Annotated in this window: 28 protein-coding genes and 1 pseudogene; 11 read left to right on the forward strand and 18 right to left on the reverse strand. The window is 72.9% G+C overall.

Annotated features, from left to right (window positions below):
- Positions 1–281 precede the first annotated feature (281 nt).
- Positions 282–1,862 carry an alpha/beta fold hydrolase gene (locus tag AMYTH_RS0100295; RefSeq protein WP_027928611.1) on the reverse strand — a complete coding sequence of 527 codons (1,581 nt, stop codon included), beginning with the start codon at positions 1,860–1,862 and terminating at the stop codon, positions 282–284.
- 359 nt (positions 1,863–2,221) lie between these two features.
- Between AMYTH_RS0100295 and AMYTH_RS0100300 the strand changes: the two genes are divergently transcribed.
- Positions 2,222–2,632: a hypothetical protein gene (locus AMYTH_RS0100300; protein WP_027928612.1), complete on the forward strand. Its 411-nt coding sequence runs from the start codon at positions 2,222–2,224 to the stop codon at positions 2,630–2,632.
- Between the two features lie 52 nt (positions 2,633–2,684).
- On the opposite strand, the gene AMYTH_RS0100305 is transcribed toward AMYTH_RS0100300, so the two are convergent.
- On the reverse strand, positions 2,685–3,332 hold the full coding sequence (locus AMYTH_RS0100305) for a response regulator transcription factor (RefSeq protein ID WP_027928613.1): 648 nt from the start codon (positions 3,330–3,332) through the stop codon (positions 2,685–2,687).
- Positions 3,329–4,510: a sensor histidine kinase gene (locus AMYTH_RS0100310; RefSeq protein ID WP_051362441.1), complete on the reverse strand. Its 1,182-nt coding sequence runs from the start codon at positions 4,508–4,510 to the stop codon at positions 3,329–3,331. The genes AMYTH_RS0100305 and AMYTH_RS0100310 overlap by 4 nt, the downstream gene beginning before the upstream one ends.
- Before the next feature lie 297 nt (positions 4,511–4,807).
- Here AMYTH_RS0100310 and AMYTH_RS50060 point away from each other — a divergent pair.
- Both AMYTH_RS50060 and AMYTH_RS50065 read left to right on the forward strand, forming a co-directional pair.
- Positions 4,808–5,344 (forward strand): annotated as a pseudogene (locus AMYTH_RS50060) (NAD-dependent epimerase/dehydratase family protein); the annotation flags it as partial.
- 110 nt (positions 5,345–5,454) lie between these two features.
- Positions 5,455–5,802 carry a Rossmann-fold NAD(P)-binding domain-containing protein gene (locus AMYTH_RS50065; protein ID WP_027928616.1) on the forward strand — a complete coding sequence of 116 codons (348 nt, stop codon included), beginning with the start codon at positions 5,455–5,457 and terminating at the stop codon, positions 5,800–5,802.
- Here AMYTH_RS50065 and AMYTH_RS0100330 read toward each other — a convergent pair.
- From AMYTH_RS0100330 to AMYTH_RS0100345, 4 genes are all read right to left on the reverse strand, one after another.
- Entirely contained in the window at positions 5,792–7,879 is a 2,088-nt protein-coding gene (locus tag AMYTH_RS0100330; protein WP_027928617.1) for a bifunctional polysaccharide deacetylase/glycosyltransferase family 2 protein, read from the reverse strand. The two genes, AMYTH_RS50065 and AMYTH_RS0100330, sit on opposite strands and share 11 nt — an antisense overlap.
- Complete coding sequence (locus AMYTH_RS0100335) at positions 7,876–8,253, reverse strand: hypothetical protein (protein WP_228684501.1); 378 nt, start codon at positions 8,251–8,253, stop codon at positions 7,876–7,878. Before AMYTH_RS0100335 ends, AMYTH_RS0100330 begins: the two co-directional genes overlap by 4 nt.
- A gap of 212 nt (positions 8,254–8,465) precedes the next feature.
- On the reverse strand, positions 8,466–8,762 hold the full coding sequence (locus AMYTH_RS0100340; RefSeq protein WP_027928619.1) for a MoaD/ThiS family protein: 297 nt from the start codon (positions 8,760–8,762) through the stop codon (positions 8,466–8,468).
- Positions 8,759–9,874, reverse strand: a complete 1,116-nt coding sequence (locus AMYTH_RS0100345) for a WD40/YVTN/BNR-like repeat-containing protein (protein WP_027928620.1) — start codon at positions 9,872–9,874, stop codon at positions 8,759–8,761. The genes AMYTH_RS0100340 and AMYTH_RS0100345 overlap by 4 nt, the downstream gene beginning before the upstream one ends.
- A 45-nt stretch (positions 9,875–9,919) precedes the next feature.
- Here AMYTH_RS0100345 and AMYTH_RS0100350 point away from each other — a divergent pair, with 45 nt between their 5' ends.
- On the forward strand, positions 9,920–10,291 hold the full coding sequence (locus AMYTH_RS0100350) for a 4a-hydroxytetrahydrobiopterin dehydratase (RefSeq protein WP_051362442.1): 372 nt from the start codon (positions 9,920–9,922) through the stop codon (positions 10,289–10,291).
- A gap of 40 nt (positions 10,292–10,331) precedes the next feature.
- Here the strand turns inward: AMYTH_RS0100350 and AMYTH_RS43335 are convergent, their stop codons facing one another.
- On the reverse strand, positions 10,332–11,159 hold the full coding sequence (locus tag AMYTH_RS43335) for an SDR family oxidoreductase (protein ID WP_051362443.1): 828 nt from the start codon (positions 11,157–11,159) through the stop codon (positions 10,332–10,334).
- 29 nt (positions 11,160–11,188) lie between these two features.
- The gene (locus AMYTH_RS0100360) at positions 11,189–12,352 is read right to left on the reverse strand and encodes a S1C family serine protease (protein ID WP_084022463.1); all 1,164 of its coding nucleotides are present in this window, start codon (positions 12,350–12,352) and stop codon (positions 11,189–11,191) included.
- 121 nt (positions 12,353–12,473) lie between these two features.
- Between AMYTH_RS0100360 and AMYTH_RS0100365 the strand changes: the two genes are divergently transcribed.
- The 5 genes from AMYTH_RS0100365 to AMYTH_RS0100385 all read left to right on the forward strand — a co-directional run bounded on the left by AMYTH_RS0100365 (position 12,474) and on the right by AMYTH_RS0100385 (position 15,528).
- Positions 12,474–12,911 carry a hypothetical protein gene (locus AMYTH_RS0100365; RefSeq protein ID WP_027928623.1) on the forward strand — a complete coding sequence of 146 codons (438 nt, stop codon included), beginning with the start codon at positions 12,474–12,476 and terminating at the stop codon, positions 12,909–12,911.
- Positions 12,908–14,140: an NRAMP family divalent metal transporter gene (locus tag AMYTH_RS0100370; protein ID WP_027928624.1), complete on the forward strand. Its 1,233-nt coding sequence runs from the start codon at positions 12,908–12,910 to the stop codon at positions 14,138–14,140. The genes AMYTH_RS0100365 and AMYTH_RS0100370 overlap by 4 nt, the downstream gene beginning before the upstream one ends.
- Positions 14,137–14,532 (forward strand): hypothetical protein, encoded by a 396-nt coding sequence (locus AMYTH_RS0100375; protein WP_037322073.1) that lies wholly within the window; start codon positions 14,137–14,139, stop codon positions 14,530–14,532. The genes AMYTH_RS0100370 and AMYTH_RS0100375 overlap by 4 nt, the downstream gene beginning before the upstream one ends.
- Positions 14,519–14,797: a PRC-barrel domain-containing protein gene (locus AMYTH_RS0100380; RefSeq protein WP_027928626.1), complete on the forward strand. Its 279-nt coding sequence runs from the start codon at positions 14,519–14,521 to the stop codon at positions 14,795–14,797. Before AMYTH_RS0100375 ends, AMYTH_RS0100380 begins: the two co-directional genes overlap by 14 nt.
- A 242-nt stretch (positions 14,798–15,039) precedes the next feature.
- Entirely contained in the window at positions 15,040–15,528 is a 489-nt protein-coding gene (locus AMYTH_RS0100385) for an AMIN-like domain-containing (lipo)protein (protein WP_027928627.1), read from the forward strand.
- Between the two features lie 34 nt (positions 15,529–15,562).
- Here AMYTH_RS0100385 and AMYTH_RS0100390 read toward each other — a convergent pair whose 3' ends face one another.
- The 7 genes from AMYTH_RS0100390 to AMYTH_RS43340 form a co-directional block, all read right to left on the reverse strand.
- Positions 15,563–16,792 (reverse strand): styrene monooxygenase/indole monooxygenase family protein, encoded by a 1,230-nt coding sequence (locus AMYTH_RS0100390; protein ID WP_027928628.1) that lies wholly within the window; start codon positions 16,790–16,792, stop codon positions 15,563–15,565.
- A complete protein-coding gene (locus AMYTH_RS0100395; RefSeq protein ID WP_020422163.1) occupies positions 16,785–17,399 on the reverse strand; it encodes a GTP-binding protein in 615 nt (204 codons plus the stop codon). The genes AMYTH_RS0100390 and AMYTH_RS0100395 overlap by 8 nt, the downstream gene beginning before the upstream one ends.
- On the reverse strand, positions 17,374–17,754 hold the full coding sequence (locus tag AMYTH_RS0100400) for a DUF742 domain-containing protein (protein ID WP_020422162.1): 381 nt from the start codon (positions 17,752–17,754) through the stop codon (positions 17,374–17,376). Before AMYTH_RS0100400 ends, AMYTH_RS0100395 begins: the two co-directional genes overlap by 26 nt.
- A 26-nt stretch (positions 17,755–17,780) precedes the next feature.
- Entirely contained in the window at positions 17,781–18,212 is a 432-nt protein-coding gene (locus AMYTH_RS0100405) for a roadblock/LC7 domain-containing protein (protein ID WP_020422161.1), read from the reverse strand.
- Positions 18,209–19,432 (reverse strand): sensor histidine kinase, encoded by a 1,224-nt coding sequence (locus tag AMYTH_RS0100410; protein ID WP_027928629.1) that lies wholly within the window; start codon positions 19,430–19,432, stop codon positions 18,209–18,211. The genes AMYTH_RS0100405 and AMYTH_RS0100410 overlap by 4 nt, the downstream gene beginning before the upstream one ends.
- Positions 19,433–19,635: 203 nt before the next feature.
- Positions 19,636–20,382, reverse strand: a complete 747-nt coding sequence (locus AMYTH_RS0100415; protein ID WP_027928630.1) for an MSCRAMM family protein — start codon at positions 20,380–20,382, stop codon at positions 19,636–19,638.
- Positions 20,379–22,913 (reverse strand): MFS transporter, encoded by a 2,535-nt coding sequence (locus AMYTH_RS43340; RefSeq protein ID WP_084022464.1) that lies wholly within the window; start codon positions 22,911–22,913, stop codon positions 20,379–20,381. Before AMYTH_RS43340 ends, AMYTH_RS0100415 begins: the two co-directional genes overlap by 4 nt.
- 197 nt (positions 22,914–23,110) lie before the next feature.
- Between AMYTH_RS43340 and AMYTH_RS0100425 the strand changes: the two genes are divergently transcribed.
- Together AMYTH_RS0100425 and AMYTH_RS0100430 are read left to right on the forward strand one after the other, a co-directional pair.
- Complete coding sequence (locus AMYTH_RS0100425) at positions 23,111–23,986, forward strand: amidohydrolase family protein (RefSeq protein WP_027928631.1); 876 nt, start codon at positions 23,111–23,113, stop codon at positions 23,984–23,986.
- Entirely contained in the window at positions 23,983–25,509 is a 1,527-nt protein-coding gene (locus tag AMYTH_RS0100430) for an AMP-binding protein (protein ID WP_027928632.1), read from the forward strand. Before AMYTH_RS0100425 ends, AMYTH_RS0100430 begins: the two co-directional genes overlap by 4 nt.
- Here the strand turns inward: AMYTH_RS0100430 and AMYTH_RS0100435 are convergent.
- Both AMYTH_RS0100435 and AMYTH_RS0100440 read right to left on the reverse strand, forming a co-directional pair.
- Positions 25,499–25,966 (reverse strand): mycothiol transferase, encoded by a 468-nt coding sequence (locus tag AMYTH_RS0100435; RefSeq protein ID WP_027928633.1) that lies wholly within the window; start codon positions 25,964–25,966, stop codon positions 25,499–25,501. The genes AMYTH_RS0100430 and AMYTH_RS0100435 overlap by 11 nt on opposite strands.
- Positions 25,956–26,519, reverse strand: a complete 564-nt coding sequence (locus AMYTH_RS0100440; RefSeq protein WP_027928634.1) for a carboxymuconolactone decarboxylase family protein — start codon at positions 26,517–26,519, stop codon at positions 25,956–25,958. The genes AMYTH_RS0100435 and AMYTH_RS0100440 overlap by 11 nt, the downstream gene beginning before the upstream one ends.
- Between the last annotated feature and the right edge of the window lie 15 nt (positions 26,520–26,534).

Consider the following 26,534-nt stretch of genomic DNA (forward strand, 5'->3'; position numbering starts at 1 on the left):
TCGGCTTCGGCGAGGTCGCTGGCGGCGGCGCTGCCCTCAGGTTCTCGCGCAACACCCGCCGCGCGGCGGGCGCCGTGCGCCGCGCGGGTAGTGCTGTGTCCGGGGATTCTTGTCGCAGGTGCCGCACCAGCGGCACGGGCTACCGAGGGCTCCGGGGAGGCCGCGGATTCCCACGTGGCGCTTGCCGGCCACGGAGCGCGGCACGCGCCGCTGGTGCGGCCTCGGATTCCTGCGTGGCGGGGATGCGGGCCACCGCGCGCGGCACAGGCCGCCGGGGCGGTTCAGACTCCCGCGTGGCGGTTGCGGGCCACGGCCCGCAGCACCCGCCTCGCCGCGCGCTCCGGGGAGCCGTCCCCGGCCACGATCACGTTCAGGCCGGGGTATTCGCGTCGCAGGCGGGCGGCTTCCGCGGGGTCGTGCAGCACCAGCTGCCCGCCCTCGCCACGGTCGGCCATCCGCGCCGCGAACTCCCGCGCCGTGCCCCGGCTGTCCACCACCACGTCCGGCACGTCCGGCCCGTCGCCGCGCACCTCGGCCCCGGCCCTCGCGAACGCCGCGGCCGCCGCCCGCGCGAACCGGCTCTCCCCGGTGACCACCACCAGGTACCCGTCGAACCGGGCCGCCCGCGCCCGCCGCCGCCCCCGGCTCTCCGGCGCGCCTTCGACGGAATCCACCGGCCCGGCCCCGACGGCCCGCATCCGCCGCCGCCCCCGGCTCTCCGGCGCGCCTTCGACGGAATCCACCGGCCCGGCCCCGACGGCCCGCACCCGCCGCCGCCCCCGCCTTTCCGGCGCCCCCTCGACGGCACCCACCAGCCCGGCCTCGACGGTCCGCGCCCGCCGAAGCGCCACGCTCTCCGACGCCCTCTCCACGGAATCCACGAGCTCGGTCCCGGCCGCCCGCGCCCGCCTTTCCGGCGTGAAATCGACCAGCCCGGCCGCTCGCGCCCGCCTTCCCGTCGTCCCCACCGCGGAATCCACCATCCCTGCCGCCCGCGCCCGCCGCAGTCCCCGGCTCTCCGGCGCACCCTCGGCGAAATCCACCAGCTCGGCCGTGCAGCGGGCGATCACGTCCGGCCGCTCGCGCGGGATCCAGTGCCCGCCCGGCAACCGCCGCACCCACAGCCGCGGCGCCCACCGCGCCACGTCCGTCTGCAGCGCGGGCGTCACGTACGGGTCGTCCAGCGGCGCGAGCACCTGCACCGGCACCTCCGCGGGCCGCGGCCGCGGACGGGACAGCCGGGCGCCGATGTTCGCCCGGTACAGCTCCAGCCCGTGCACGGCGTCCGCCACCGCCGGGCTGCCCGCCGCACTGCCCGACAGCCGCCGCAGCACCCGGCGGCCCACCCCGGACCGCCAGCCCAGCTCGGGAACCAGGGGGATCTGGAAGAACACGATGTAGGTCGAGTGCACCAGCTGCCGCAGCGCCGGCCCCCACCCCGACGGCCGCCGCAACCGGGTGCGGAACCAGTGCCCGGCGTGGTCGAGCGAGGGCCCGGAGATCGAGGTGAACGACGCGATCCGCCCGCGCAGCAGGTCCCCGGTCACCGCGTGCCAGCTCTGGATCGAACCCCAGTCGTGCGCGACGAGGTGCGCCGGCCGGTTCGGGCTGACCTCGTCGAGCACGGCGGCCAGGTCCTCGGCCAGCCGGTCGAGCGCGTAACCCTCGCGCCGCGCGGGCCGGTCCGACTCGCCCGCGCCACGGACGTCGTAGGTGACCACGTGGAACCTGTCCGCGAGGCGGGCCGCCACACCGTCCCAAACGGACCGGTCGTCGGGGTAGCCGTGCACGCACACCACGGTCGGCGCGGTCGGATCACCGGCTTCCGCGACCGCGATCCGCGTGCCGTCCCGGGACACCACTCGCCGGACCACGCCGCCTCCTCGCTGAAGCTATTACCCGAAGTAACAGTTACTGCGATGAGCATCGGCGGCGGGGCGATCTTTGTCAAGCGCCGCGGCCTGGTCCAGTCCACACGCGTGAGTGACGCACCAAGGGTGGATGCCCTGCGGGGCAACGGAATTCGCGGCGTCCGCCGTGACGGATCGGTTTCGCGGGGCCGACCAGCGAGAGTTCGCCTGTCATGTCGCCACGCCGTGATCGCAACGTGTCCTGCGTCACATCTGCGTGCCGGATTTGCCCCAGCCGTCCCGGGCACCCGGTCCGCGGAGCCGCTCAGGTTCCGGCCCGGAATCCGTTGATACGAAGGGAATTCAGAACCATGAACGTTCGTCGCTTCGCGATCGCCAGTCTGCTGGCCATCCCGCTGTCGTTCGGTGCCGCGGGCATCGCGTCGGCTGACAGCTACGGCGACTCCGCCGCGTCCGCCGGCCCGGACGGCGCCGCGATCTCCAGCACCGGCTCGGTCGCGGGCCACGACTACGGCTACGACGACGACGGCTACGGTCACGGCTACGCCGGCTACTACGACGCCAACCTGTCGGCAGGCCCGGAGGGGGCGGGCGGCGACTACACCGTCTCCGGAACCAACGGCCACACCTCCTTCTACGGTGAGGGCTGCCAGTGGGCGGGCCCGGAGGGCGCGCACTCCAGTGACACCTGGTCGGTCGCGGGTCACCACCACCACGACCACGACTGGGACGACGACGGAGACGAGGGCGACGACGACTGACGTCACCCGCTCCGCCTCTCTCCCTGACGGTGACCCCCGGTGAGGCCGGGGGTCACCGTTTCCCGTCGTCCGGGGTCAGGTCGTGGCGCACGGCGAGGATCGCCAGGTGCACGCGGCTGGGGCTGCCGGTCTTGTCCATCAGGTTCGCCACGTGCGTCTTGACCGTCGTGACGCCGACGTGCATCCGCGCCGCGATGTCCGCATTGGACAGTCCCATCCCGACCAGTCCGAGCACCTCCCGCTCGCGCGGCGTCAACGGCAGATCCGGCCGCTCCGCCCTGGACCGCACCGCCTGCCCGACCAGCCGCCGCAGGACGTCGTCGCTGAACGGGCTGCCGCCCGCGGCCGCCCGGCGGATCCCGTCGAGCAGCTCGGCGGGCGTGGCGTCCTTGGCCAGGAACCCGCACGCGCCCGCCGCCAGCGCCGGGTACAGGTGCTCGTCGTCGTCGAAGGTCGTCAGCACGACGATCCGCGTCGCGGGCCGCTCGCCGAGGATCGTCTTCGTCGCGGTGATGCCGTCCGTGCCGGGCATCCGCAGGTCCATCAGCACCACGTCGGGCTTGACCCGGCCGGCCAGCCGGATCGCCTCACCGCCGTGCGGCGCCTCGCCGACGACCTCGATGTCCGACGTGGACTCGCACAGCATGCGCAGGCCGGCGCGGACGAGCTGCTGGTCGTCGACGAGCAGGGTGCGGATCACGGGACCTCCGAATCGACCGGGGCGGACGTCTCCGCCGGGATCAGCGCACGCACCCGCCAGCCGTCGCCGTGCGGGCCGGCCTCGAGGGTGCCGCCGACCAGGTCGACGCGTTCCCGCAGGCCCACCAGTCCGTAGCCCGGTTCACCGCCGCCGCCCCGCGCGCCGCCCGTGTCGGTGACCTCGACCAGCACCTGCCCGCCGCCGGCGTCCACCCGGACGTGCGCCCGCGCGCCGGGGCCGGCGTGCTTGGCGACGTTCGTCAGGCTCTCCTGCACCAGCCGCAGCACCGCCAGGCCGCGCAGCGAATCGAGGGCCGCGATGGCCGGGTCGACGTGGCAGTCGATCGCCAGCCCGGCCTGCCTGCTGCGCCCGATCACCGACTCCACCGCGGCGGGCAGCGACGCGGTCTCGATGAGCACGCCGTGGTCGCGCACGCTCGCCGGGTCGCGCAGCGCGGACACCAGCTCCCGCAGGTCCGCGAGGGTCCGGGTGGCCGAGGCGTGGACGTCGTCGAGCACCTCGCCGACACGCGGATCCAGGTCCGGCACCACGGCCCGCGCCACGCCCACCCGCAGCGCCATCGACGCGACGTGGTGGGCCACCAGGTCGTGCAGCTCGCGGGCGATCTCGGTGCGCTCGGTCAGGCGGGCGCCACGCGCGGCGAGTTCCCGGCGCGCCTCGGCCTCCTCGGCCCGCGCGCTCGCCTGCGCCACCGCCCGCACCCCGGCCCGCAGGTAGGCGCCGAGCAGCAGCGGGCCGCCCACGACGGTGAGGACCCGGTAGCCGACGGCGAGCACGCCGGTCAGCACGTGGTCGTAGGTGCCGAGGACGAAGTACACCGCGGTGAGCACGGCGGCGCCGAGCAGGGCGGTGCGCATCGGGCGGCGGATGGCCAGCTCGAACACCGCGACGCCGGCCAGCACCTTCACCGCCACCGGCGTGGCGTCGGCCCACTGGTGCGCGGCCAGGATGAGCAGCGACTCCACGCCCGCGACCGCCAGCGGCCACACCCCTCCCGCGAGGAACACCCCGGCCGCGGCGAACACGACCACCCAATCCGCCGGCGTCGGCTCCGGCCGCTGCACCAGCAGCAGATAACCAGGGCCGATCACGAGCGGCAGCAGACGCGCGGGCCCGAACCGGTCGCCGACCGCCCGCCCAACCCACCCCAGGAGCACAGAACCGACACTAACCGGCGGGCGCGCCGGGCGGTTCCTCCCTGGGAAGGAGGTCCGGCTGGTTCTCGGGGGTTGTTGCGCTGGGGTTGGTGGGCGGTAGTGGATGTCCGGTGGTCGGACCGCGCGGTTCCGCTAGGGAGGGAGGTTCCGGGTGGCTCTTTAGCCGAGGCTGCGTCTCGTCCTCCTCCTTCAGGACGAGCCCCCATCCGCCGCGCGGCCGCCGCGACCGGCGCGCGGGACGAGGCCGCGGCCCGTGCGCGCCCGCAGCCTGGACAGGTGACCGACGAAACCGTCCTCGTGACCGGCGGCACCGGCTACCTCGCCGGCTGGTGCATCGACCTCCTCCTCGCCCGCGGCTACCACGTGCGGGCCACCGTCCGCGACCGCTCCCGCCGCCCGGTGGTGGCCGCCCAGCTGCCGGCGGGACACCCCACCGCGCGCCTCACCGTTGTCGAGGCCGATCTCGGCTCCGACGCGGGCTGGGCGGAGGCCGCGGCGGGCTGCGACTTCGTCCTGCACGTCGCGTCGCCGTTCCCGGCCGTGCCGCCGCGGGATCCCGCCGCCCTGGTCGGCCCCGCCCGGGACGGCACGCTCCGCGTCCTCGCCGCCGCCCGGGCCGCGGGCGCGCGGCGGATCGTGGTGACCTCGTCGTCGTCCGCGGCCGCCTACCCGGCCGGCCCCCGGCCCGACCCGATCACCGAGGACCACTGGACCGACCCCGGCCACCCGCTGGCCCGCGCCTACGTCCGGTCCAAGACCCTCGCCGAGCGCGCCGCCTGGGCGTACGCCCGCGAGCACGGGATGACGGACCGGCTGACCGTGATCGCGCCCGGCACCCTGCTGGGACCCGTGCGCGGCCGCCCGTCCTACTCGCTGTCGGTGGTCGAGCGGCTCGTGACCGGCCGGGTGCCGGGCTGCCGCGCCTCGGCTTCCCGTTCACCGACGTGCGCGACGTCGCCGCACTGCATGTCGCCGCGATGCTCAGCCCGGACGCGGCGGGGGAGCGGTTCCTCGCCGCCGGGCCGTTCCACTGGATCGAGGACATCGCGGCCATCCTGCGCGGGCAGCCCGGCGCGCGCGTGCCGTCCCGGCGGCTGCCCGGCCCGCTCGTCCGCGCCGCCGCCCTGTTCGACCCCGCGCTGCGCCAGGTCGTGCCCGATCTCGGCGAGGAGTTCCGCTTCGCCACCGGCAAGGCGCGCGACGTGCTGGGCTGGAACCCCCGGCCGCTCGCGGACACCGTGCTCGACTGCGCCCGCTCGTTCGTCAGGGCCCGCTCGCGAGTCACGGCTTGAGCAGGCCGCGGCGCGGCAGTTTGTGCCACGGCAGCCGCGCCCCGGCCAGCGCCGTACTCAGCGACTGCAGCACCACCAGGTACATCAGCTGCCGGTAGACGAACTGCTGCAACGGCAGCGCAAGCAGCGGCCGCAGCGGTTCCCGGTCCAGCCGGAACGCCACCACCGCCGGGATCGCCTGCAGCGCCAGGAACGCCAGCCACGCCCCGAGCACCAGCCACCGCTCGCCGGTGAACAGCCCGAACACGGCGGCGACGTCGACGAGCGGCGCCACGATCGGCAGCAGCACCTGGAACAGCAGCAGGTACGGCAGCCCGCGCCGCCCCAGCCGTCCCGCGCTGCCGCGCTCGGCGACCGCGTGCCGGTGCTTCCACACCGACTGCAGCGTCCCGTAGCACCAGCGGTACCGCTGCTTCCACAGCTCCGCCAGCGTCGCCGGGGCCTCGGTCAGCGCCCGCGCCTCCTCCTCGTACACCACGCGCCAGCCGCCGCGCTCCAGCGCCATCGTCAGGTCCGTGTCCTCGGCGAGCGTGTCCGTGGGCACCCCGCCGACGCGCAGCACCGCCGACCGCCGGAACGCGCCCACCGCGCCCGGCACCGTGGGCATGCACTCGAGCACGTCGTAGAGCCGCCGGTCCAGGTTGAAGCCGCACACGTACTCGATGTGCTGCCACCTCCCGAGCAGCCGGCCGCGGTTGCCGACCTTGGCGTTGCCGGACACCGCCGCCACGGCCGGGTCGGCGAAGTTGCGCACGAGCGCGGGCACCGAACCCGGCTCCAGCACGGTGTCGCCGTCCATCAGCACGACCAGTTCGGTGCGCGCGGCGGCGAGGCCGGTGTTCAGCGCGGCCGCCTTGCCCGCGTTGGCCTGCCGGATCAGGCGCACGCTCGGGCGGCGGCGGGCGATCCGCTCCACCAGTGCGTCGGTGCCGTCGGTGGATCCGTCGTCGACCACGATCACCTGCACGCGCGGGCCCGCGGCGAGCGCCGAGCGGACCGCCCACTCGATGCCTTCGCGCTCGTTGTAGGCGGGGATGATCACGGTCACCGGCTGGTCCGGCGCCTCCCGCGGGCGGCGCCGCCGCACGTGCAGGCTCGTCGTCACGCCGAGCAGAACCGTGCGCAGCAGCGCCAGCACGGTCGCCACCACCGTCAGCACGAACAGCGCCCCGGCCGTGAACTCCGCGGCGCCCACGGCGAACACGAGCAGCCAGCCGCCCACCCGCGCGCGGACCGGCGCCGCCGCCTGGGTTCCGGCCAGCCCGACGGACTCGCTGACCGTGCCGAACGTCCAGCCGCGCGACCGCAGCTCCGGGATCAGCCGGTCGAGGGCCTCGACGGTCTGCGCGCGGTCCCCGCCGCCGTCGTGCATCAGGACCACCGCGCCGGCGTTCCCGGCCGGGGTCGCGTTCGCGACGATCGCGTCCGCGCCCGGGCGGCGCCAGTCCTGGGAGTCCACATCGGACAACACCACCAGCTTGCCGTCCGCGCCCAGCCGCTGCGCCGCGGCCCAGTCCCGGTCGTCCAGGCCGTCCGGAGTGGACGAATAGGGCGGCCGCACCAGCGCCGGGATGACACCCGCGGTGCCGGCGAGGACGAGGTCCGTCGTGCGGATCTCCAGATCGGCCCGGAAGCCGCTCGCCGTGCTCAGGTCGGTGTGGCTCGCCGTGTGGTTGCCGATTTCGTGGCCGCGGGCCAGGATCTCGCGGACCAGGTCCGGGTATTGCGCGGCGCGCGCGCCGGTCACGAAGAACGTCGCCTTCGCGTCGTTGCGGTCCAGCGCGTCGAGGATCCGCGGCGTCCACACCGGATCCGGCCCGTCGTCGAAGGTCAGGGCGATGGCGTGGTCCCGCGCCCGCGCGGTTACCGGGGAAGCCGACCGCGGGTCGATCACCGCGCCGCCGCCGCGCACCTGCGCGGGCACGGTCGTCGCGGGACCCGGCGGCGACGTGTCCTCGCCGCCGTCCGCCCCCGTGACAACGGCGTCGAGCGCGAGCAGGCCTGCGACGACCGCGAGGATCGCCGACAGCAGCAGCCAGTGGGCCTTCGGCGGGCTCGGCCGCCGGTGCCGGGTCACCGGCCGGGTTCCGGCTCGCCGCCCTGCCCGCGCCCGGGTGGATCGGGGCGGGCGCGCGAGTTGCGCGGTTCGCCGGGAGACGACGGTGGTTGTGGTGCGGCCGTGGTGGTCACGGCCGGGGCCTGCGGCACCGGTGCGGTCGTGCCCTGGTCCGTGCCCTCGGTCTGGGTCTGGGCCTGGGACGACGGGTCGGTGCCGCGCGGTGCGGTGGTGTCGTCGGCCACCGACGGGCCGCCCTGCGGCGGCGGTGCCGGGGACGCGGACGGCGCGGCGGGCACCGGCAGGAGCACGGAGGCGGGGATCGGCGCGCCCAGCAGCGAAGCCACCAACAGCACGGCGTAACCGCTGACCAGAGCGCACGCCGCGATGCTCACGCGGCGCACGATGCGGCGTCTTCGCCCGGACGGATCGACGAAAACGGGTTTCTCCCGCGGAATTTCGACAGTGTCGTCGCTAATTGTCTTCATCACCAGGGCATCGCGTCGGGGGACCGGTCGGGGGCCTTCACCCTAAACACATCCGGTGCGCCGACCAAGCGCCGCCCCGTGGTGAATGTTCCGCGATTCCCGGCCGTACCGGGAAAAGATCAACCGCCTGCCATCGCGCCCATCACGAGGAACGGTTCGGCGCCCGCGACCACCGGCGCGGGCAGCGGGGCGTCCGGTTCCTCGTGTGACAGGTCCTCCTCGCAGGCGAAGAACCGGACGAACGCCCGCCGTTTGCCGGTGCCGTGCTCGCGGATCGTGCCGCGCAGCATCGGATAGCGTTCCTCCAGCGCGTCCAGCAGGGCACGCTGGGTGACGGCGCCGTCGAGCTCCAGTTCGACCTCGCCGTCGATGTGGGCGATGGTGCGCAGGTGCGCGGGCAGGTGGACGCGGATCATGGCAGCGTCTGGACCTCCACCGACAGGACCGCGGGCAGGTCGCGCACGATCGGCGCCCAGGTGTCCCCGGAATCGGCCGACGCGTAGACCTGGCCGCCGGTCGTGCCGAAGTAGACGCCGCACGACTCCAGCGAATCCACCGCCATCGCGTCGCGCAGCACGTTGACGTAGCAGTTCTCCTGCGGCAGCCCGGCCGTCAGCGGCTCCCACTCGTGGCCGCCGCCGCGGCTGCGGTACACGCGCAGCCGCCCGTCCGGCGGGAAGTGGTGCTCGTCGCTCTTGATCGGGACCACGTAGACGGTGTCCGGCTCGTGGGCGTGCACGTCGATGACGAACCCGAAGTCGGTCGGCAGGTTCCCGCTGATCTCGTACCAGTTGTCGCCGCCGTCGTCGCTGCGCATCACGTCCCAGTGCTTCTGCATGAACAGCACGTCCGGCCGCTGCGGGTGGCGCGCGATGTGGTGCACGCAGTGGCCCACCTCGGCGTCCGGGTCCGGGATCTGGCCGGACTTCAGGCCGTGGTTGATGGCCTGCCAGGTCTTGCCGCCGTCCTCGGTGCGGAACGCGCCTGCCGCGGAGATCGCGATGATCAGGCGGTTCGCGTCGCGCGGGTCCTGGATGATCGTGTGCAGGCACATCCCGCCCGCGCCGGGCTGCCACTTCGGGCCGGAGCCGTGCCCGCGCAGGCCGGGCAGCTCCTGCCAGGTCGCGCCCGCGTCGTTGGAGCGGAACAGCGCCGCGTCCTCGACCCCGGCGTAGATCAGGTCCGGATCGGTCAGCGACGGCTCGAGGTGCCACACGCGGGCGAACTCCCACGGGTGCGGTGTGCCGTCGTACCACTGGTGGGTGCCGGGCACGCCCTCGTAGGCGAACTCGTTGCCCACCGGGTGCCACGTCTTCCCGCCGTCGTCCGAACGCTGGATCAGCTGGCCGAACCAGCTGGTCGACTGGGCGGCGAAGATCCGGTCCGGATCGGCGGGGGAGCCCTTGACGTGGTAGATCTCCCAGCCCGGGAAGTGCGGGCCGGTGACCTCCCAGTCGGCGCGCCGTTCGTCGGACGTCAGGACGAAGGCCCCCTTGCGTGTGCCGACCAGCACGCGAACCCCGCTCATCGCCGCTCCTTCCCGTGTCAGGTGGTTAGACCGTAAGGAGCACGGGTGCCGCGCGTCTTCTCCAATCTTGCGCGGTTCGCCCCGCGGGGCCACGGGTACCCGCCCGGGAAACGGAAGGAGGACGTCGTGCCGGAGACGCTGTCGGACACCGAAATCGCCCGGGCGCTGGGCGGGCTGGCGGGATGGCGCGGGGACGCCGGCCACCTGTCGCGCACCGTGCGCGTGCCGGAGCAGGCGCACGGCGCGCTGATCGACCGCGTGCAGCGGGACGCGGCGGAACTGAGCGACCACGCGCAGTTCGAACGCCGCCGCGGCGAGCTGACGTTCACCGTCACCACGGGCTTCCCCGGCCGGGTCACCGAGCCGGACCTGTGGCTGGCGTCCCGCATCGAAGCGGTGCTGGCGGAGCTGACCTGACCTCGCGAGTCCCGCTCACGCTCGCGGCATACGGGCGTTGTCAGATCTTGCGCCAGCTGTTGTCACCGAGGCCGGAGGCTCCCTGGGGGCCCATGAGGAGCATCCCGCCGTCCACCACGTACGACGAGCCGGTCACGTAGCCGGCCGCGGGCGTGGTCAGGAACGCCACCACGGCGGCGACCTCCTCCGCGTGCCCGGTCCGGCCCAGCGGCACGCCGGGGCGCTCCTGGTCGCGCGGGTTCACGTCGGTCTGGCCGGTCATCGGCGTGGAGATCTCGCCGGGCGCCACCGAGTTGACCGTGATGCCGTGCTCGGCCAGCTCCAGCGCCAGCACCTTGGTGAGCATGCCCATCCCGGCCTTCGCCGCGCAGTAGGGCGCCGCGCCGACCTTCGGGGCGTGCTCGTGCACGCTGGTGATGTTGACGATCCGCCCGCCGCCACCGGCGTCGATCATGTGCCGCGCCGCCCGCTGCGCGCACAGGAACGCGCCGTCCAGGTCGACGCTCAGCACGTGCCGCCAGGTGTCGAAGTCCATGTCCATGACCCGTTGGCCGGTGCCCGTGCCGGCGCAGTTGACCAGCACGTCGACCCCGCCGAGCGCCTCGGCGAGCTCGTCGATCGCGGCCGCCGCCGTGGGCAGGTCGCCGAGGTCGAGCTGCCGCACCTCGGCGCGCGCGCCGGCTTCGCGCACCTGCGCCGCGGTCGCGTTGGCGCCCTCCTCGTCCCGGTGCCACGTGATGCCGACGTCCACGCCGCCACCACCGAGCGCGACGGCGATCGCGCGCCCGATGCCGGAGTCGGAACCGGTCACGATCGCGGTCCGCGGCCGTCCGCCCTGCTCCGCGGGCAGGGGAGCTGTGTTCGTCATACCTCCCAGCTACCCCGGCGCCGCGGCGGCTAACCCACCGGCCCCTCGACCAGGGTGGCGGTCGCGCTGCGCTGCTGCCCGGACTGGTCCAGCCAGGTCACCGAGACCTGGTCGCCGGGGTGCAGCGTGTCCATCACCGCGGTCAGGTCGGTGGCCGAGCCGACCGTGCGCCCGTCCAGTGCGACGATGACGTCGCCGGCGACCAGTCCCGCGTCGTCGGCCGGTCCGCCGGGGACCACCTGCTGCACCAGTGCACCCGAGCCGCCCGCGTCGCTCACCGACACGCCGACGAACGCCGACGGTCCGATGTGGACAGTGTCGGAGCCCTGGCCCGCCTCGATCTTCCGGGCCAGGTTCAGTGCGTCGTCGATCGGGATGGCGAACCCGCTCACCCCGGCGGCGCGCTCGGTCTGCCCGAACTGGTAACCGGTCGAGGCCGCGGTGTTCATCCCGATCACCCGGCCCTCGGCGTCGGCCAGCGCGCCGCCGGAATCGCCGGACTGGATGTTCGCGTCCACCTGGATGAGCCCGGTCAGCTGCTCGGAACTGCCCGTGGACTCGTCCGTCGCGGTGATGGACTGGTTCAGCGCGGTGACCTTCCCCGGCGAGACGCTGGGTTCGCCGCCGTCGCCGCCCGCGTTGCCGAGCCCCACCACCGGATCGCCCACGGACACCTCCGACGAGTCGCCCGTGGTGACGGTGCCCAGCCCGGAGGCGTTCTGCACCTGCAGCAGCGCCACGTCCCGCGACCGGCTGTACCCGAGGACCTCGGCGCGGTAGGTGCGGCCGGTGTCCACGTCGGTCACCTTGATGCTGGTCGCCCCCGCGACGACGTGGTTGTTCGTCAGGACCTTGCCGTCCTCGGTGAGCACCATGCCGGTGCCCGCGGCCTGCTGCCCGGAGTACCCGAGCGTCGAGTACACGTCGACCAGGCCGGGCTCGACCTTCTCCGCGACCTCGGCCACGTCGAGCGTCGAGTTGCCGGTCTGCTCGTTGCGCAGGCTCCGCTCCAGCGGCGACGAGGTGCTGCCCGGCGACAGCGACCCGCGGCCCAGGTCCCACGCGACGAAACCCAGCACGACCAGCACCACCAGGCCCAGCGCGGCGAGCGCCGTGCCCAGCCCGCGCTTCCGGCGTGGCGGCGGCGGGGGTGGCGGCGCCCAGGGGTCGTACTGCGGTGGGTAATAGCTCATGAGTGCCCCTCCTCCGCCCTCCAGTGAACCCCGCTTCTCTGAGAATCGCCTGCCGCTCGGCCGTGAAACCCCTGAGAACCGGTCGCGTTTGCCAAGTTGACCTAGGGGTACACCAGGCCTGATGCGGAGGAGGACGGCTTTCGCGGGCCTCGCGCTCGCGGTCACGCTCACCGCCTGTTCCGGCAGCTCAGCAGCGAGCTACGAGGACAGTGCGGTCGTCAGCGCGCAGGAGGGCCTCTCCGCCGTCGGCACCCTGCACCAGGTCATCCGGGCCCACACCGAGGGCCGCCTGTTCCCCACGTTCGCCACCGCGGCGACCGACGACGTGCTCGCCACCGCCACCAAGGCGCTCGACGAGCTGGACAGCCGGCCGCCCACCAGCCCGGAGACCCAGCAGCTCTACGACGAGCTGCACCCGCACCTGCAGGACGCGGTCGCGCGCGTCACCGAGGCCCGCGAGGCGCTGGACTCGGGCGACACCGGCCGGATCGCCGCGGCGGACACCCAGCTGGTGCGGGTCGGCGACGAGCTGACCGCGTTCGTGGCGGGCCACCAGTGAAGAAGCTCATCGCCGTCACACTGGGCATCCTCACCGCCATCGGGGGGTTCGTCGACATCGGCGACCTGGTCGCCAACGCCCAGTCCGGCGCCCGCTTCGGCATGCGGCAGGCGTGGGTCGTGGTCGTCGGCGTCGTCGGCATCTGCGTGTTCGCCGAGATGGCGGGCCGCGTCGCCGCGGTCAGCGGCCGCCCGGTGTTCGACCTGGTGCGCGAGCGCCTCGGGCCGCGCATCGCGATGACCAACCTCGTCGGGTCCTACCTGGTCACGTTGCTGACCCTGACCGCGGAGATCGGCGGCATCGCGCTCACCATCCAGCTCGCCAGCGGCCTGCCGCACGTCTTGTGGGTGCCGCTGGCCGGGTTCGCCGTGTGGATCGTGCTGTGGCGCGTGAAGTTCCAGGTGATGGAACAGGTGTTCGGCGTGTTCGGGCTGGCGCTGGTGGTGTTCGTGGTCGCCCTGATCGCGCTCGACCCGCCGTGGGGCGCCTTCGCCGAGCAGCTCACGCACGCGGGCCCGCCGCAGGGCGAGAACTGGGGTACCTGGGGCTACCTCGCCGTGTCGTTGTTCGCCTCCGCCCTCACCCCGTACGAGGTGTTTTTCTTCTCCTCCGGCGGGGTCGAGGAGAAGTGGACGACGAAGGACCTGGCGACCGAGCGCAGCAACACCTTCGTCGGCTTCCCCCTCGGCGGGCTGCTCGGACTGGCGATCATGGGCTGCGCCGCGACGGTGTTCTTCCCCGCCGGCATCCAGGTCGACCAGCTCAGCCAGACCGCCCTGCCGGTCGCGCTGGCACTGGGCAAGCTGGGCCTGGTCGTGGTGATGATCGGGTTCTTCGCGGCCACGTTCGGCGCCGCGCTGGAGACCGGGCTGTCCACCGGGTACTCGATCGCGCAGTACTTCGGCTGGCAGTGGGGCAAGCTGGTGAAACCCCGTGAGGCGGCGCGGTTCCACACCGTGGTGCTGGTCAGCGTCCTGCTGGGCACGGCGGCCCTGCTGACGACGATCGACCCGGTGCAGATCACCGAGCTGTCGCTGCTGTTCAGCGCGGTGGTGCTGCCGCTGACCTACCTGCCGATCCTGGTCGTCGCCAACGACCGGGACTACCTCGGCGACCACGCGAACGGGCGGGTGCAGAACTTCCTCGGCGTGACGTTCCTGATCGTCGTCGTCGTCGCCGCGGTCGCGGCCGTCCCGCTCATGATCATCACCGGGATGGGGCAGACATGACCCACGGCCGCCCGGACCCGCTGCGGGTCGAATTCCACCTGCTGGACCGCCAGATCGTCGACGTCGACGGGCACCCGGTCGGCAAGGTCGACGACGTCGAACTGGCCCGCGACGCGGACGGCACCTACCACGTCGTCGCGTTGCTGGTCGGGCAGCACGCGCTGGGGCAGCGGATCGGCGGCCTGCTCGGGAAGGTGCTGTGCCGGCTGGCCACGCGACTGGGCGGCGGGCGGCCCGAGCCGCTGCGGATCACCTACGACCACGTGAAGCAGGTGAGCAGCGAGGTGACGCTGTCGCTGCGCGCGGAGGTGCTGGAGGTGCCGTCGCTGGAGAAGTGGTTGCGGGACAAGCTGATCGCGCGGATCCCGGGGAGCGGCCATGCCGGGGGATGAGGTGCGGGCGAGCGACCTGCTGGGACGCCGGGTGTACGACGCGCGCGGCCGTCCGCTGGGGAAGGTGACCGACCTGATCACGCGGCCGGACGAGCTCGGCCGGGAACGGACCGTCGCGGTGCTGGTGACCCCTCGCCGGCGGGGGCGGTTGCTGGGGTACGAGCGGACCAGCCAGCGCGGGCCGATGCTGCTGGCGTGGCTGGCGAAGGTGCTGCACCGGGGGACGCGGGAGGTGCCCTGGGCGGAGGTGCGCTGGGAACGCTAGGCCGGAGGGGCGGTGGTTCCCGCCGGCGGGGCGGAAGGGGAGCGGCTGGGTGGTGGTTCGCGCATCCAGTGCGGCCGTGGGGCGTCACCGGTGCCGCCGCCCACGGGCCGCTGGCCCGGCCGGCGGGCGCGCCGGCGCGGTGTCCGTACCGAGACCGAACCCGGACAACCTCCATCCCGCCGGGCACGTCTCTTCAGGCACCAGCGCTGGGAACCCCATCCCCTCCCGGCAGGAGGTCACCGATGACCCTCACCCCACGGCGGCTGTTCGCGGTCTGCGCCGCCGCCTTGCTCGCGCTCTCCGGCACCGTCGTCGCGGCGGCGCCGGCCGGTGCGCAAGCGGGTGTCGCCACCATGACGAACATCCGCACCGGCCTCAACACCGGCTTCGACCGGATCGTGCTGGACATGACGGGCCCCGCGCCCCAGGCGTCCTACCAGTGGGTCGACGAGCTGATCGCCGACGGCTCCGGCGACATCGTGTGGCTCACCGGCGAGTACTTCGTCGCCGTCACCACCACACCGGCCCGCGCCCACGACGACAACGGCAACCGCACCTACCCGGGGCCCGACAAGTTCCGCACCCGCAACCTCCGCAACGTCATGGCCGTCGCGGTGACCGGGGACTTCGAAGGCTACGTGTCGATCGGTCTCGGCACGCGGTACAAGTCCTGGGTGCGGGTGTTCACGCTCACCGCACCGACCCGCGTCGTCATCGACGTGGGCCACTGAAACGAGCGCCGGGCGGCCGCGGACGGCCGCCCGGTCACACCGAAGCCAGGTACTCCTCCGTCTTGGCGGGGTCCAGCAGCCAGTGCTGGAAGTCCGTGGGGTTGTTGAAGCCGTTCACGAACCGCTTCGCCACGGCCGGGTTCGTCTGCGCCGCGCCGAGGATCTGCTGCACGTGCGGCGGTGGCGGCTGCAGCATCGCGTTGGTGAACATCGTGACCCACTGGGCGTGCTCCCAGTACCGGTCGAACGCCCCCTGCATCCACTCCCGGTCGAACGGCCGGTCCCCGTTCTCCAGGATGCTGCCCAGGTACGACTCGGCGCACTTGGCTGCGTTGTTCGCGCCCTGACCGGTGATCGGGTCGTTCGCCACCACCACGTCCGCCATGCCGAGCACGAACCCGCCGGAGGGCAGCTCGCCCACCGGGCGCCGCACGACCGGCGGGTACCCGCCGACCAGCACCGCCTTGCCGTCGGTCAGCTCGGCGTTCTTCGCCCGCTCGTACTCCCACGGGATGTACTGCCGGAACAGCTCCAGGTGCCGCCGCAACTGCTCCTCCGCGGGCGGCCGGTCGGCGAACGCGTCGAACGGCCCGCCCGGGATGCCGGACACATAGAAGATGTCGCACGGCCCGGACAACGTGTAGCCCGGGATGTTGATCAGCTCGCCGACGCCCGGGATGATGTTCATCCACACGTCGGTGGTGCCCGGTCGCTCCGGACGCGACTCCTGACCGTGCACATAGGACACCGAAAGCCGGCGCTGCGGCTTCGTGTAAGGGGATCGCGACGGGTCGCGGTCGAACAGCTGCACCAGCTCGCCCTTGCCCGCCGCGACGATCACCAGCTCGTAGAGCCGCGCCAGGCCGTTCAGGTCGGCCGTGGTGACCCCGTGGATCACGACGTTGCCGCCGCGCTCCTCGAACAACTCCAGCCACGCCGCCATCTTCACCCGCTGATCGATGGACTGCGCCGGCCCGCCGTCCCACGAGGCGATCCAGTTCAGCGCGCGCTGCCCGTCCGGCCCGGCCATCGAAAACCCTTGCCCCGCGACGCGGGGAGCGACGTCGTCCCACAGGTTCAGCCCGTGCTTGCGCTCGATGGCGAGCGCGTCGGCGAACATGCACTGGGTCGAGGTGACCCACCCGGCGCGGATCTCGTCCGGCGTGCGCGCGGACATCACGGTCACGTCGTAGCCGTGCTCCTGCAGGCTCAGCGCGAGCTGCAGGCCCGACTGGCCCGAACCGACGATCAGGATCTTACGCATGGGCGCGGATCCGGCCCCCCTCCGAGACTTCGGCCAGTGACAGCGTGTAGGACACCAGTTCCTGCAGGGTCTCCAGCACCGACGCCTTGTCCCGGGCGTCGCAGGTGACCAGCGGGACGTCCGGGCTCAGCGCCAGCGCCTCCCGGACCTCGTCGACGTCGTGCGCGAGTTCCCCGTCGAACCGGTTGATCGCCACGATGAACGGCAGGTCCGAGTCGTTCTCGAAGTAGTTGATCGCGGCGAACGACTGGTCCAGGCGGCGCGTGTCGACCAGCACGATCGCGCCGAGTGCGCCACGTGAGAGGTCGTCCCACAGGAACCAGAACCGCGCCTGCCCGGGCGTGCCGAACAGGTACAGCATCAGGTCGTCGTACAGCGAGATCCGGCCGAAGTCCATCGCGACGGTCGTGGTGGTCTTGGCGCCGTCCGGCGGCAGGTCGTCGACGCCCTCGCCGGCCTCGGTCATCCACGCCTCGGTGTTCAGCGGCGGCACCTCGGACACGGACCCGACCAGCGTCGTCTTGCCCACCCCGAACCCGCCCGCGATCACGATCTTCGCCGAGATCGTCAGCAGGCCCGGATCAGACGGGGAGCTGCTTGAGTCCATTGAGGATCCTCTCGAGCATGTTCCGGTCGTGGGAGTAGGCGTGGGCGGTCGGGTGGATGAACACCGCCCCCTGCGCGGCCAGGTCGCTGACCAGCACGCGGACCACCCCGAGCGGAATGGTCAGCAGCGAGGACAGCTCGGCGATCGAGACCTGGGAGCGGGCCCGTTCGTAGAGGGCCCGCGACTCCGGCATGAGCTTCTCCGCCAGGGCCGGGTCGTACTGGGGCACCGAGATGAGCGTTTCGACCAGCAGCTGGTGCCGTGCCCTGGTGCGGCCGCCGGTCAGGGTGTACGGCCGGATCCGCTTGCTGCGCGGCTTGACCGCCCGCTCGTCCGGCCCGGTGTCCTGGGACATCGTGAATCACATCCTGTCGGGAGTGCTCAGGCCTGGGGCCGGCGGCCGGTGAGCACGCGGCGCAGGTCCGCGCGCATCTCGGGGGTCAGCGCGTGGCCGGCGCTGGAGACGAACTGCGTCATCTCGTAGGCGACGACCTTCATGTCGCAGTCGGAGGTGGTCAGCACCGCCAGCCCGGCGTGCGCGTCGATGCCCATGAACAGGAAGTACCCATGGGTGAGCCGGATGATGATCTGCTCGCAGGTGCCCTTGTGGAACAGAGCCGCGCTGTTGCGGGCCAGGCTGAGCAGTCCGCTCGCGATCGCGGCGAGCTGCTCGCGCTCCTCGGTCGACATGTCGTCGGAGGCGGTGAGCGGGAACCCGTCCGAGGACATGATCAGCGCGTGCGACACGCCGTGGACCTTGCGGACGAAGTCGTTGATCAGCCAGGTGAAGTCCTGGCCGGTGTCGGCGGTCACTGCTGCTGCCCCCCGGATTCGTCGGTGCCCTGCTTCTCGCGCGCCGCACGTTCGCCGTCGGTGAAGGCGCCGAGATCGGCGAGCAGTTTCTCGTGCCCGGCGGCGCGGTCCTCGGCGGGGGTCGGCTCCGCCGCGGACTGCGCCGAGGGCGCCTGCCCCTGGGGGTTCTTCAGGCTGTGCGAGACGCGGCGCGGCAGGCCGCTGGCGGTGGTGCCGCCGACCATCGACCCAGGCTGGGGGCGGCGCGCCGGCGCCGGCCTCGGTGGCGCGGGCTCCCGCTTGGGCAGCCCGGCGCGGTGGCGGGGCTGCGCGGGCGCCTCGGCCACCGCCGTGCCGCGCGGGGACTGCGGGAACACCACCGTCTGCGTGCCGGACCAGTTGGCCTCCGGAAGATCGGCGACCAGACCCGCGGGCAGCAGCACCGAGGCGGTGGTGCCGTGCGGGACGCGGCGGTCGAGCCGGGTGCGCATGCCGTGGCGGGCGGACAGCCGCCGCACCACCGCCAGGCCCATGTGCCGCACCGAGGAGTCGTCGAGCACCGGCTCGCCGGAGAGCCGGTCGTTGAGTTCCTGCAGCCGGTCCGGCGGCAGGCCGATGCCCTCGTCCTCGATCCGCACCAGCACGCTGCCCGCCTCGGTCAGGTGGGCGCTGACCCGCACCGGGGTGTTCGGCGGCGAGGACTTCGTCGCGTTGTCCAGCAGTTCGGCGATCAGCCGGCTGAGGTCCTCGCTCGCGAAGCCGACCACGCCCAGCGACACGATCCGCCCGATGTTGACGCGGGCGTACTGGTCGATCGACGACATCGCGCCGCGCACCACGTCGACCAGCGAGGTCGTCTCGGTCGCGGTGTCGGTGGCGTCGCGGCCGGCCAGCACGCGCAGGTTCTCCGCGTTGCGGCGCAGCCGGGTCGCGAGGTGGTCCAGCCGGTACAGCTCGCCGAGCCGCTCGGTGTCCTCCTCCCTGGCCTCCATCTCCTCCAGCTGGGAGAGCAGGGAGTCGACCAGGTTGAGGTCGCGCAGCGCCACGTTCGCGCAGAGCGCCGCGAGCGCCTCTTCGTTGGCCCGCTCGCGCTCCGCCTGGGACGGGGACTGCACGATCACCGGCGGCCGCCGCGGTGGCGGCTGCGCGGGTGGGGGGCCGAAGAGCTGCGAGGCCGCTTCCCTCGAGCGGTCCAGCAGCGCGCGTGAGCGGTTGAGCAGTTCTCGAGCCCGCGTCGCCATGTCGTCCTAACTGCCTGGGTTCGTCACGTGCGGCGGCTCAACCGTCGCGGGGACCCCTTCCCCCGCGTGTGGCCGAACCCGCGCCGGTGAACGCTATGCAACCACTCCGACCCCGCCCGTGTCCACCACTCTCCGCGATCTTGACGCACCGTGCCCGGGTGATCGACGGAAGGTGGTTCACCTTGTCCCGTCACGGGAAACGCTCAGGTGAGCCGCACGTCCAGCCGGGTGTCGCCGCCGCCGACGCGGGCCGCTTTCCTTACCGGTGCGTAACTCGTAGCGACGACGGTGTAGGTGCCGGGTTCGAGGTCGTGGAAGGCGTAGTGCCCGTCCTCGCCCGCGTACGTGCGCCGGGCGACGTCGCCCGATTCGTCCAGCAGGCTCACCGTGATCCGCGGCCACGGCCGCGGCAGGTCGCGCACGTTGACCGTGCCGTGGATGACCGCGGCCTCGGTCAGGTCCAGGTCCTGTCGCACGGTCGCGTCGGTCATGTGCACCGCCACCGCGGAGGGCCGATAGCCAGGAGCGTTCACGGCGAGCGTGTACGTCCCGGCGGGCAGGGCGCCGAACGAGTATTCGCCGCACTGGCCGGAGATGTAGGACCCGACGACCTCGCCGCGGGCGTCGGTCAGCGTCACCGTCGCGTTCGCGACCGGCGCCCCGGTGCCCGCGGAGCGGACCACGCCGCCGAGCCCGGTCGCGTTGTCCAGCACGAGGTCCAGGACTGCCGCGGTGTCGCCGACGGTCAGGGTGACCGCTTCCGGCCGGTACGCCGGCGCCGAGGCGATCAGGACGTGGACGCCGCGGCCGGGCGCGGGCAGCCGGTAGCCGCCGTCCGGGCCGGTGGCGCCGCGCGCGATCTGCTGTCCGGCGGAGTCGACGAGCGTGACCGCGGCGCCGGGCACGGGAGCGTCCCGGGTGTCGCGCACCCGTCCGGTCACCTCGGTCATGAGCGGGCCTGCTCGGGACGGCCGGCGTGCAGGTCGACGTCGACGGTGGCCGATTCGCCGCCGCTCAGGTCCACCTGCCGCACCACGGGTTCGAACAGGCTGGTCACCACGGTGTAGTCGCCGGGCGCGAGCTCGTCCACCGCGTAGCCGCCGTGCTCGTCGGTCACCGCGGCCGCGGCGAGTTCGCCCGCGGCGGTGCTGACGGCGACGCGCGCGCCGGGCACCGGGCGGCCGTCCGGCCCGGTGACGGTGCCGCGCAGCGTCCCGGCGGCCTGGACCAGCAGGTCGGCCACGGCCGGTTCGGTGCCGGACACCACGACCGTTGCGGCCTCAGGGCGGTGGCCGTCCAGGTGCGCGGTGACCGTGATCTCCCCGGCGGGCAGTCCGGTGAGCTGGAACGTGCCGTCGTCGAGGGTGCGCGTCTGCCCGACCACCTGGCCGCCACTGTCGGTGGCGACCACCGCGGTGTCGCCGGCTCCGGCGCCGCCGGGGGCGCGGCGCACGATCCCGGTCACGGTCCCGCCGCCGGACACGACGAAGTCGCGCACGGCCCCGGAGCCGTTGAGGGTGACCGCGGCGGCCTCCGGCTGGAACCCGGGCGCGGTGACGATCAGTGTGTAGGTGCCGGGGCGCAGGCCGGAGACCGCGTAGCCGCCGTCCGCGCCGGCCCGGGTGCGGCCGGCCTGCCTGCCGTCCGCGCCGGTCACGGTCACCACGCCGCCGGCGAGCGCGTTGCCGCCCGCGGTGCGCAGGCGGCCGGCGATCCGGCCGGGGCCGGTGGCGACGGTGTCGTGCTCGCTCACGTCGACCAGGTCGCCCACCGCCGCGGCGAGTTCGGAGCCCACGGTCTCGTGCGGCTGCCCCGGCGCGGGCTTGCGTCCGTGGCCGGTGAACCAGGACGCGAGCGCGGCGACCACGGAGGCGATGATCGCGAACCAGAACGCGGCGGTCAGGCCGTCGGCGAACGGTCCCGAGATCAGCTGCGGGAAGAAGCTGCGGCCGGTCAGGTAGGCCGCCTGGTCCGGCGGCAGGGTGTGCAGGACGCCGCCGAGGAGCTGTTCGATCGGGTTGTAGCCGAGGAACGCGGCGAACAGCACGCCGACCGGCGGCAGCGACGCGATCTGGTTCGCGTCGGCGGCGGGCACCCCGTTGGCGGTCAGGCCCTGCGCCATCGCGGACGGCAGGTGGTCGGCGAGGCCGGCGATCATCAGGCTGAAGAAGAAGCCGATGGACAACACCATCGCGGAGTTCTGGAAGGTCGCGGTCATCCCGGCGCCCGCGCCGCGTGCGTTGTTCGGCAGGCTGTTCATCACCTCGGCCCGGTTGGGGGAGGTGAACAGGCCCATGCCGAGCCCGTTGAGGAGCAGGATCGCGGCGAAGGCCCAGTAGTTGAAGTCGACCGGCAGGACTTCCAGCAGGACGAAGCTGACGGCGGTGATCAGCATGCCGCCGGTGGACAGCAGCCGCCCGCCGATGCGGTCGGAGATGATGCCGGACACCGGCGCGGAGACGAGGAAGCCGATCGTCAGCGGCAGCATGTAGATCCCCGCCCACAGCGGGGTCTTCTCGAAGCTGTAGCCGTGCTGCGGCAGCCAGATGCCCTGCAGCCAGATGATCAGCACGAACTGCAGGCCGCCGCGGCCCAGCGAGGCGAGCAGGTTCGCCAGGTTGCCGAAGGTGAACGCGCGGATCTTGAACAGCCCGAGGTTGAACAGCGGGTTCGCGACCCTGGTCTCGATGACGCAGAACAGGACCAGGACGACGGCGCCGCCGATGAGGCAGGACAGCACGAACGGGCTGGTCCAGCCCATGGTGTGCCCGCCGTAGGGCTGGATGCCGTAGGTGATGCCGACGAGCACCGCGATGAGGCCGACCGCGAAGGTCAGGTTGCCCCACCAGTCCATCTTCGCGCGGTGGCGTTCGCTGGTGTCCTTCAGCTTGAGGTAGGCCCAGATGGTGCCGAACACGCCGAACGGGACGGAGACGAGGAAGACCAGCCGCCACTCGACCGGGCCGAGCAGCCCGCCGATCACCAGGCCGAGGAAGGAGCCCGCGATCGCGGCGACGCCGTTGATGCCCAGCGCCATGCCGCGCTGGTGCTTGGGGAAGGCGTCGGTGAGGATCGCGCTGGAGTTGGCCATCAGGAACGCGCCGCCGATGCCCTGGACGATGCGCCAGGCGATCATCCAGATCGCCGCCGCGCCGCCGTTCATCCACGTGATCGCCAGGAAGATGGACGACACCGCGAAGACCGCGAAACCCAGGTTGTACATGCGCACGCGGCCGTACATGTCGCCCAGCCGGCCGAAACCGACCACGAGCACCGCGGTGACGACGAGGAAGCCCATCATCATCCACAGCAGGTAGCTGGTGTTCGACGGCTCCAGCGGGTTGATGTCGATGCCGCGGAAGATGTCCGGCAGCGCGATGAGCACGATCGAGGAGTTGATCGTGGCCATGAGCATGCCCAGCGTCGTGTTGGACAGCGCGATCCACTTGTAGCGGGGACCGAGCGCAGGCTGCACTTCCATCACTCCAACCAGCGAAAATTAGTTGACCTATGCTAACTGATTTTCGCCGGATCGGATGACCAAGCTCTCACTGTGTGAGCGGTGATCCGGATCGCATTCTGATGCGCATTTCCGGAGGATCTGCAATGAAGCGGACACTTCCGGCGAGCAGAAGCGGCGTTGACAGCGCCGGATACGTATCAGTACACCTGACAACCATGGATCCCAGCCAGCTCGAGGCGATCGACGTGCACGTCCACGTCGAGACCGACGACCACGGGCACCTGTCCCTGCCCGACGACTTCGTCGAGGCGTCCTCGGCCTACTTCGGCGCCGACGCCCGGCGCCCGACCATCGACGAGATCGCGGCCTACTACCGCGAGCGCCGCATCGGGGCGGTGCTGTTCACCGTCGACATCGAGGCGTTCACCGGGCACCCCGCGCTGTCCAACGAGGAAATCGCGGAGGCGGCGGCCAAGCACCCGGACGTGCTCATCCCGTTCGCCAGCATCGACCCGGCCAAGGGCCGGGCGGGCGCCCGGCAGCTGGAGCGGCTCATCGCCGACCACGGCGTGCGCGGCCTGAAGTTCCACCCGAGCCTGCAGGACTTCGCGCCCAACGACCGCAGCGCGTACCCGCTGCTGGAGATCGCGCAGGAGCACGGCCTGCCCGCGCTGTTCCACACCGGTCAGACCGGCATCGGCGCGAACATGCGCGGCGGTGGGGGAGTGCGGCTCGGCCTGTCCAACCCGATGCTGCTCGACGACGTGGCCATCGACTTCCCGGACCTGACGATCATCATGGCCCACCCGTCGTTCCCGTGGCAGGACGAGGCGCTCGCCGTGGCCACGCACAAGCCGAACGTCTACATCGACCTCTCCGGCTGGTCGCCCAAGTACTTCCCGCCGCAGCTGGTCCGCTACGCCAACAGCCTCCTGCAGGACAAGGTGCTGTTCGGCTCGGATTACCCGCTCATCACGCCGGACCGGTGGATGGCCGACTTCGCGCGGCTCGACATCAAGGACCACGTGCGGCCGAAGATCCTCAAGGACAACGCCGTCCGCGTGCTCGGCCTGGCCCAGGAGCGGGGATGATCCACCGCAGCCCGCTGCCGGACGTCGAGATCCCCGGCGTCACGCTCACTGAGTTCGTGATCGGCGGCGCGGCCCGGTTCGGCGACGCGACCGCGCTCGTCGACGGCCGCACCGGCGAAAGCCTGACCTACGCCGAGCTGCGATCGGCGGTCACGGCCGGGGCGGCCGGCCTCGCGGCGCACGGCGTCGGGCCCGGGGACGTCGTCGCGCTGATGAGCCACAACCAGCCGTCGTTCGTGGTCGCCCTGCACGCCGCGATCGCGGCCGGGGCGGCGGTCACCCCGGTCAACCCGGCGCTGACGCCAGGGGAGATCGCCAAGCAGCTGCGGCTGTCCGGCGCGCGGCTGCTGATCGCCGCGGAACCCGTGGTGGACAAGGCGCTGGAGGTCGCGAGCGAGGTGTTCGTGCTGGGCGAGCACCCGCGTGCCCGCTCGTTCACGTCGCTGTTCACCGACGGGCCGGCGCCGCAGCTGGACCTGGACCCGGCCACCACGGTCGCGGTCCTGCCGTTCTCCAGCGGCACCACCGGGATCCCGAAGGGCGTGCGGCTGACGCACCGCAACCTCGTGGCGAACCTGGCGCAGACGCGGGCCGGGTGGCGGATCGGCCCGGACGACGTGCAGGCCGCCGTGCTGCCGTTCTTCCACATCTACGGCTTCACGATCATCCTCAACTCCGGGCTGCTCGGCGGCGCGAAGGTGGTGACGCTGCCGCGGTTCGAGCTGGACGAGTACCTGCGGACGCTGGCCGCGCACCGGGTCACGCGCGCCTACTTCGCCCCGCCCATGGTGCTGGCGCTGGCCACCGCGCCGCACGTCGAGGACCACGACCTGTCCAGCCTGCGGTTCGCGCTGTGCGGGGCCGCGCCGCTGGACGTGGAGGTGACCGAGCGTGCGGAACGGCGCCTGGGCTGCCTGATCCGGCAGGGCTACGGCATGACCGAGGCCAGCCCCGGCACGCACCAGGTGTTCGACGACGACTTCCCGACGACCCCGCCGGGCAGTGTGGGACGGCTGTCACCGAACACCGAGGCGCGGATCGTGGCGCCCGGCACGGACTCCGACGTCGCCCCCGGCGAGACCGGCGAGCTGCTGATCCGCGGCCCGCAGGTGATGGACGGCTACCTGGACGACCCGGCCGCCACCGCCGCGACGATCACCGGCGGCTGGCTGCACACCGGCGACCTGGTGCGCGCGGACGACGACGGCGTGTTCTGGGTCGTCGACCGGCTCAAGGAGCTGATCAAGTACAAGGGCTACCAGGTCGCGCCCGCCGAGCTGGAGGCCGTGCTGCTGACCCACCCGGCCGTGCTGGACGCCGCGGTGGTCGGCGTGCCGCACACCGAGGGCGGCGAGGCGCCGAAGGCGTTCGTGGTCGCCGAGGGCGCCGTCGGCGCGGACGAGCTGATGGCGTTCGTGGCCGAGCGTGTCGCGCCGTACAAGAAGGTGCGCGAGGTCGAGTTCGTGGAGCGGATCCCGAAGTCCCCGACGGGCAAGATCCTCCGGCGGCTGCTCAGGACTTGACGGAGGCCAGCAGGATGTCGCGGGTCAGCTCGAGCTGACCGTGATGCTGGGCCAGCTCCTCGTAGACGTGCACGAGTGCGGCGCCCTGCCGCCGCCCGACCGGCGTGTTCGCGTACTTGTCCGGCACCTCGCCCCGCGGCGGAGCGTCGAAATCGGCGGCCGCGACATCCTCGCGCAGTCGCTCCCGCACCCGCGCGACGCGGTCGAGCAGCGGCGCGATCGGCCCGGCGGCCGCGAACTCGGCCTCGCGGTCGCGGTGCACGCTGCGGCCCGCGACGACCTGCCCGGCCCAGGCGGCGATCACACCGAGGCAGTGGTTCACGATCGCGTAGGGCGTGTTCGCGCCCGGCAGATCCGGCCGGGTGTTGGCCAGCTCGTCACCCAGGCCGGCGAGGATCGCCGTCATCCCGTCGAGCGCGCGATCGGTGAAGAACAGGAAGCTCTCCTCATCCAGCATGATCGGCATTGTCCCCGAAGCGCGCCGCCCAGGGTTCGGGTGGCAGGGCGAGGGCGTTGGCGAGCCCGCTGATCGTCCGGTACCAGCCGGTCAGCACCAGGAACTCCAGCAGCTGGGTGTCGGGCAGGTGCGCGGCCAGCTCGGCCCACCTGGCCTGCGAAACCGTCGCGGTGTCGTGCAGGTCGTCCACCACGCCCACGAGTGCCCGCTGCCGCGGTGACCAGACCGGGGCGCCGGCGCCGTCGTGCACCGTCGCGGCCAGCTCGTCCGCCGTGAGCTCGGGAAACACCACCGCGTGCACGCCCCATTCGTACTCGCACCCGGAGCGCGCGCAGGTCCGGGCGATCACCAGCTCGCGGTCCGCGGCGGGAAGTTCTCCGTGGGCGAGCAGGCCGGCGCCGAGCACCCGCATCCGCGACGCGAGCTCCGCGTGCCGGTGCAGCACGCGGAAGAGCACCAGCGGATCGTGCGCGACGTGCGGCGCCATCCAGCGCCGCAGCGCGTCCTCGATGCCGGGCGGATAGGGCGGGGTCAGTGGCGCGATCCGGGTCACGGGACCTCCTGCGGG

Source organism: Amycolatopsis thermoflava N1165, from assembly GCF_000473265.1.
Classification (GTDB): Bacteria; Actinomycetota; Actinomycetes; order Mycobacteriales; family Pseudonocardiaceae; genus Amycolatopsis_E; species Amycolatopsis_E thermoflava.

Bases quoted from the DNA above. Each gene is read 5' to 3' on its own strand.
- AMYTH_RS0100300 (WP_027928612.1), top strand. From the start codon at position 2,222: ATGAACGTTCGTCGCTTCGCGATCGCCAGTCTGCTGGCCATCCCGCTG.
- AMYTH_RS0100340 (WP_027928619.1), bottom strand. From the start codon at position 8,762: ATGATCCGCGTCCACCTGCCCGCGCACCTGCGCACCATCGCCCACATC.
- AMYTH_RS0100345 (WP_027928620.1), bottom strand. From the start codon at position 9,874: ATGAGCGGGGTTCGCGTGCTGGTCGGCACACGCAAGGGGGCCTTCGTC.
- AMYTH_RS43335 (WP_051362443.1), bottom strand. From the start codon at position 11,159: ATGACGAACACAGCTCCCCTGCCCGCGGAGCAGGGCGGACGGCCGCGG.
- AMYTH_RS0100360 (WP_084022463.1), bottom strand. From the start codon at position 12,352: ATGAGCTATTACCCACCGCAGTACGACCCCTGGGCGCCGCCACCCCCG.
- AMYTH_RS0100365 (WP_027928623.1), top strand. From the start codon at position 12,474: ATGCGGAGGAGGACGGCTTTCGCGGGCCTCGCGCTCGCGGTCACGCTC.
- AMYTH_RS0100375 (WP_037322073.1), top strand. From the start codon at position 14,137: ATGACCCACGGCCGCCCGGACCCGCTGCGGGTCGAATTCCACCTGCTG.
- AMYTH_RS0100380 (WP_027928626.1), top strand. From the start codon at position 14,519: ATGCCGGGGGATGAGGTGCGGGCGAGCGACCTGCTGGGACGCCGGGTG.
- AMYTH_RS0100385 (WP_027928627.1), top strand. From the start codon at position 15,040: ATGACCCTCACCCCACGGCGGCTGTTCGCGGTCTGCGCCGCCGCCTTG.
- AMYTH_RS0100390 (WP_027928628.1), bottom strand. From the start codon at position 16,792: ATGCGTAAGATCCTGATCGTCGGTTCGGGCCAGTCGGGCCTGCAGCTC.
- AMYTH_RS0100395 (WP_020422163.1), bottom strand. From the start codon at position 17,399: ATGGACTCAAGCAGCTCCCCGTCTGATCCGGGCCTGCTGACGATCTCG.
- AMYTH_RS0100400 (WP_020422162.1), bottom strand. From the start codon at position 17,754: ATGTCCCAGGACACCGGGCCGGACGAGCGGGCGGTCAAGCCGCGCAGC.
- AMYTH_RS0100410 (WP_027928629.1), bottom strand. From the start codon at position 19,432: ATGGCGACGCGGGCTCGAGAACTGCTCAACCGCTCACGCGCGCTGCTG.
- AMYTH_RS0100415 (WP_027928630.1), bottom strand. From the start codon at position 20,382: ATGACCGAGGTGACCGGACGGGTGCGCGACACCCGGGACGCTCCCGTG.
- AMYTH_RS43340 (WP_084022464.1), bottom strand. From the start codon at position 22,913: ATGGAAGTGCAGCCTGCGCTCGGTCCCCGCTACAAGTGGATCGCGCTG.
- AMYTH_RS0100425 (WP_027928631.1), top strand. From the start codon at position 23,111: ATGGATCCCAGCCAGCTCGAGGCGATCGACGTGCACGTCCACGTCGAG.
- AMYTH_RS0100430 (WP_027928632.1), top strand. From the start codon at position 23,983: ATGATCCACCGCAGCCCGCTGCCGGACGTCGAGATCCCCGGCGTCACG.
- AMYTH_RS0100435 (WP_027928633.1), bottom strand. From the start codon at position 25,966: ATGCTGGATGAGGAGAGCTTCCTGTTCTTCACCGATCGCGCGCTCGAC.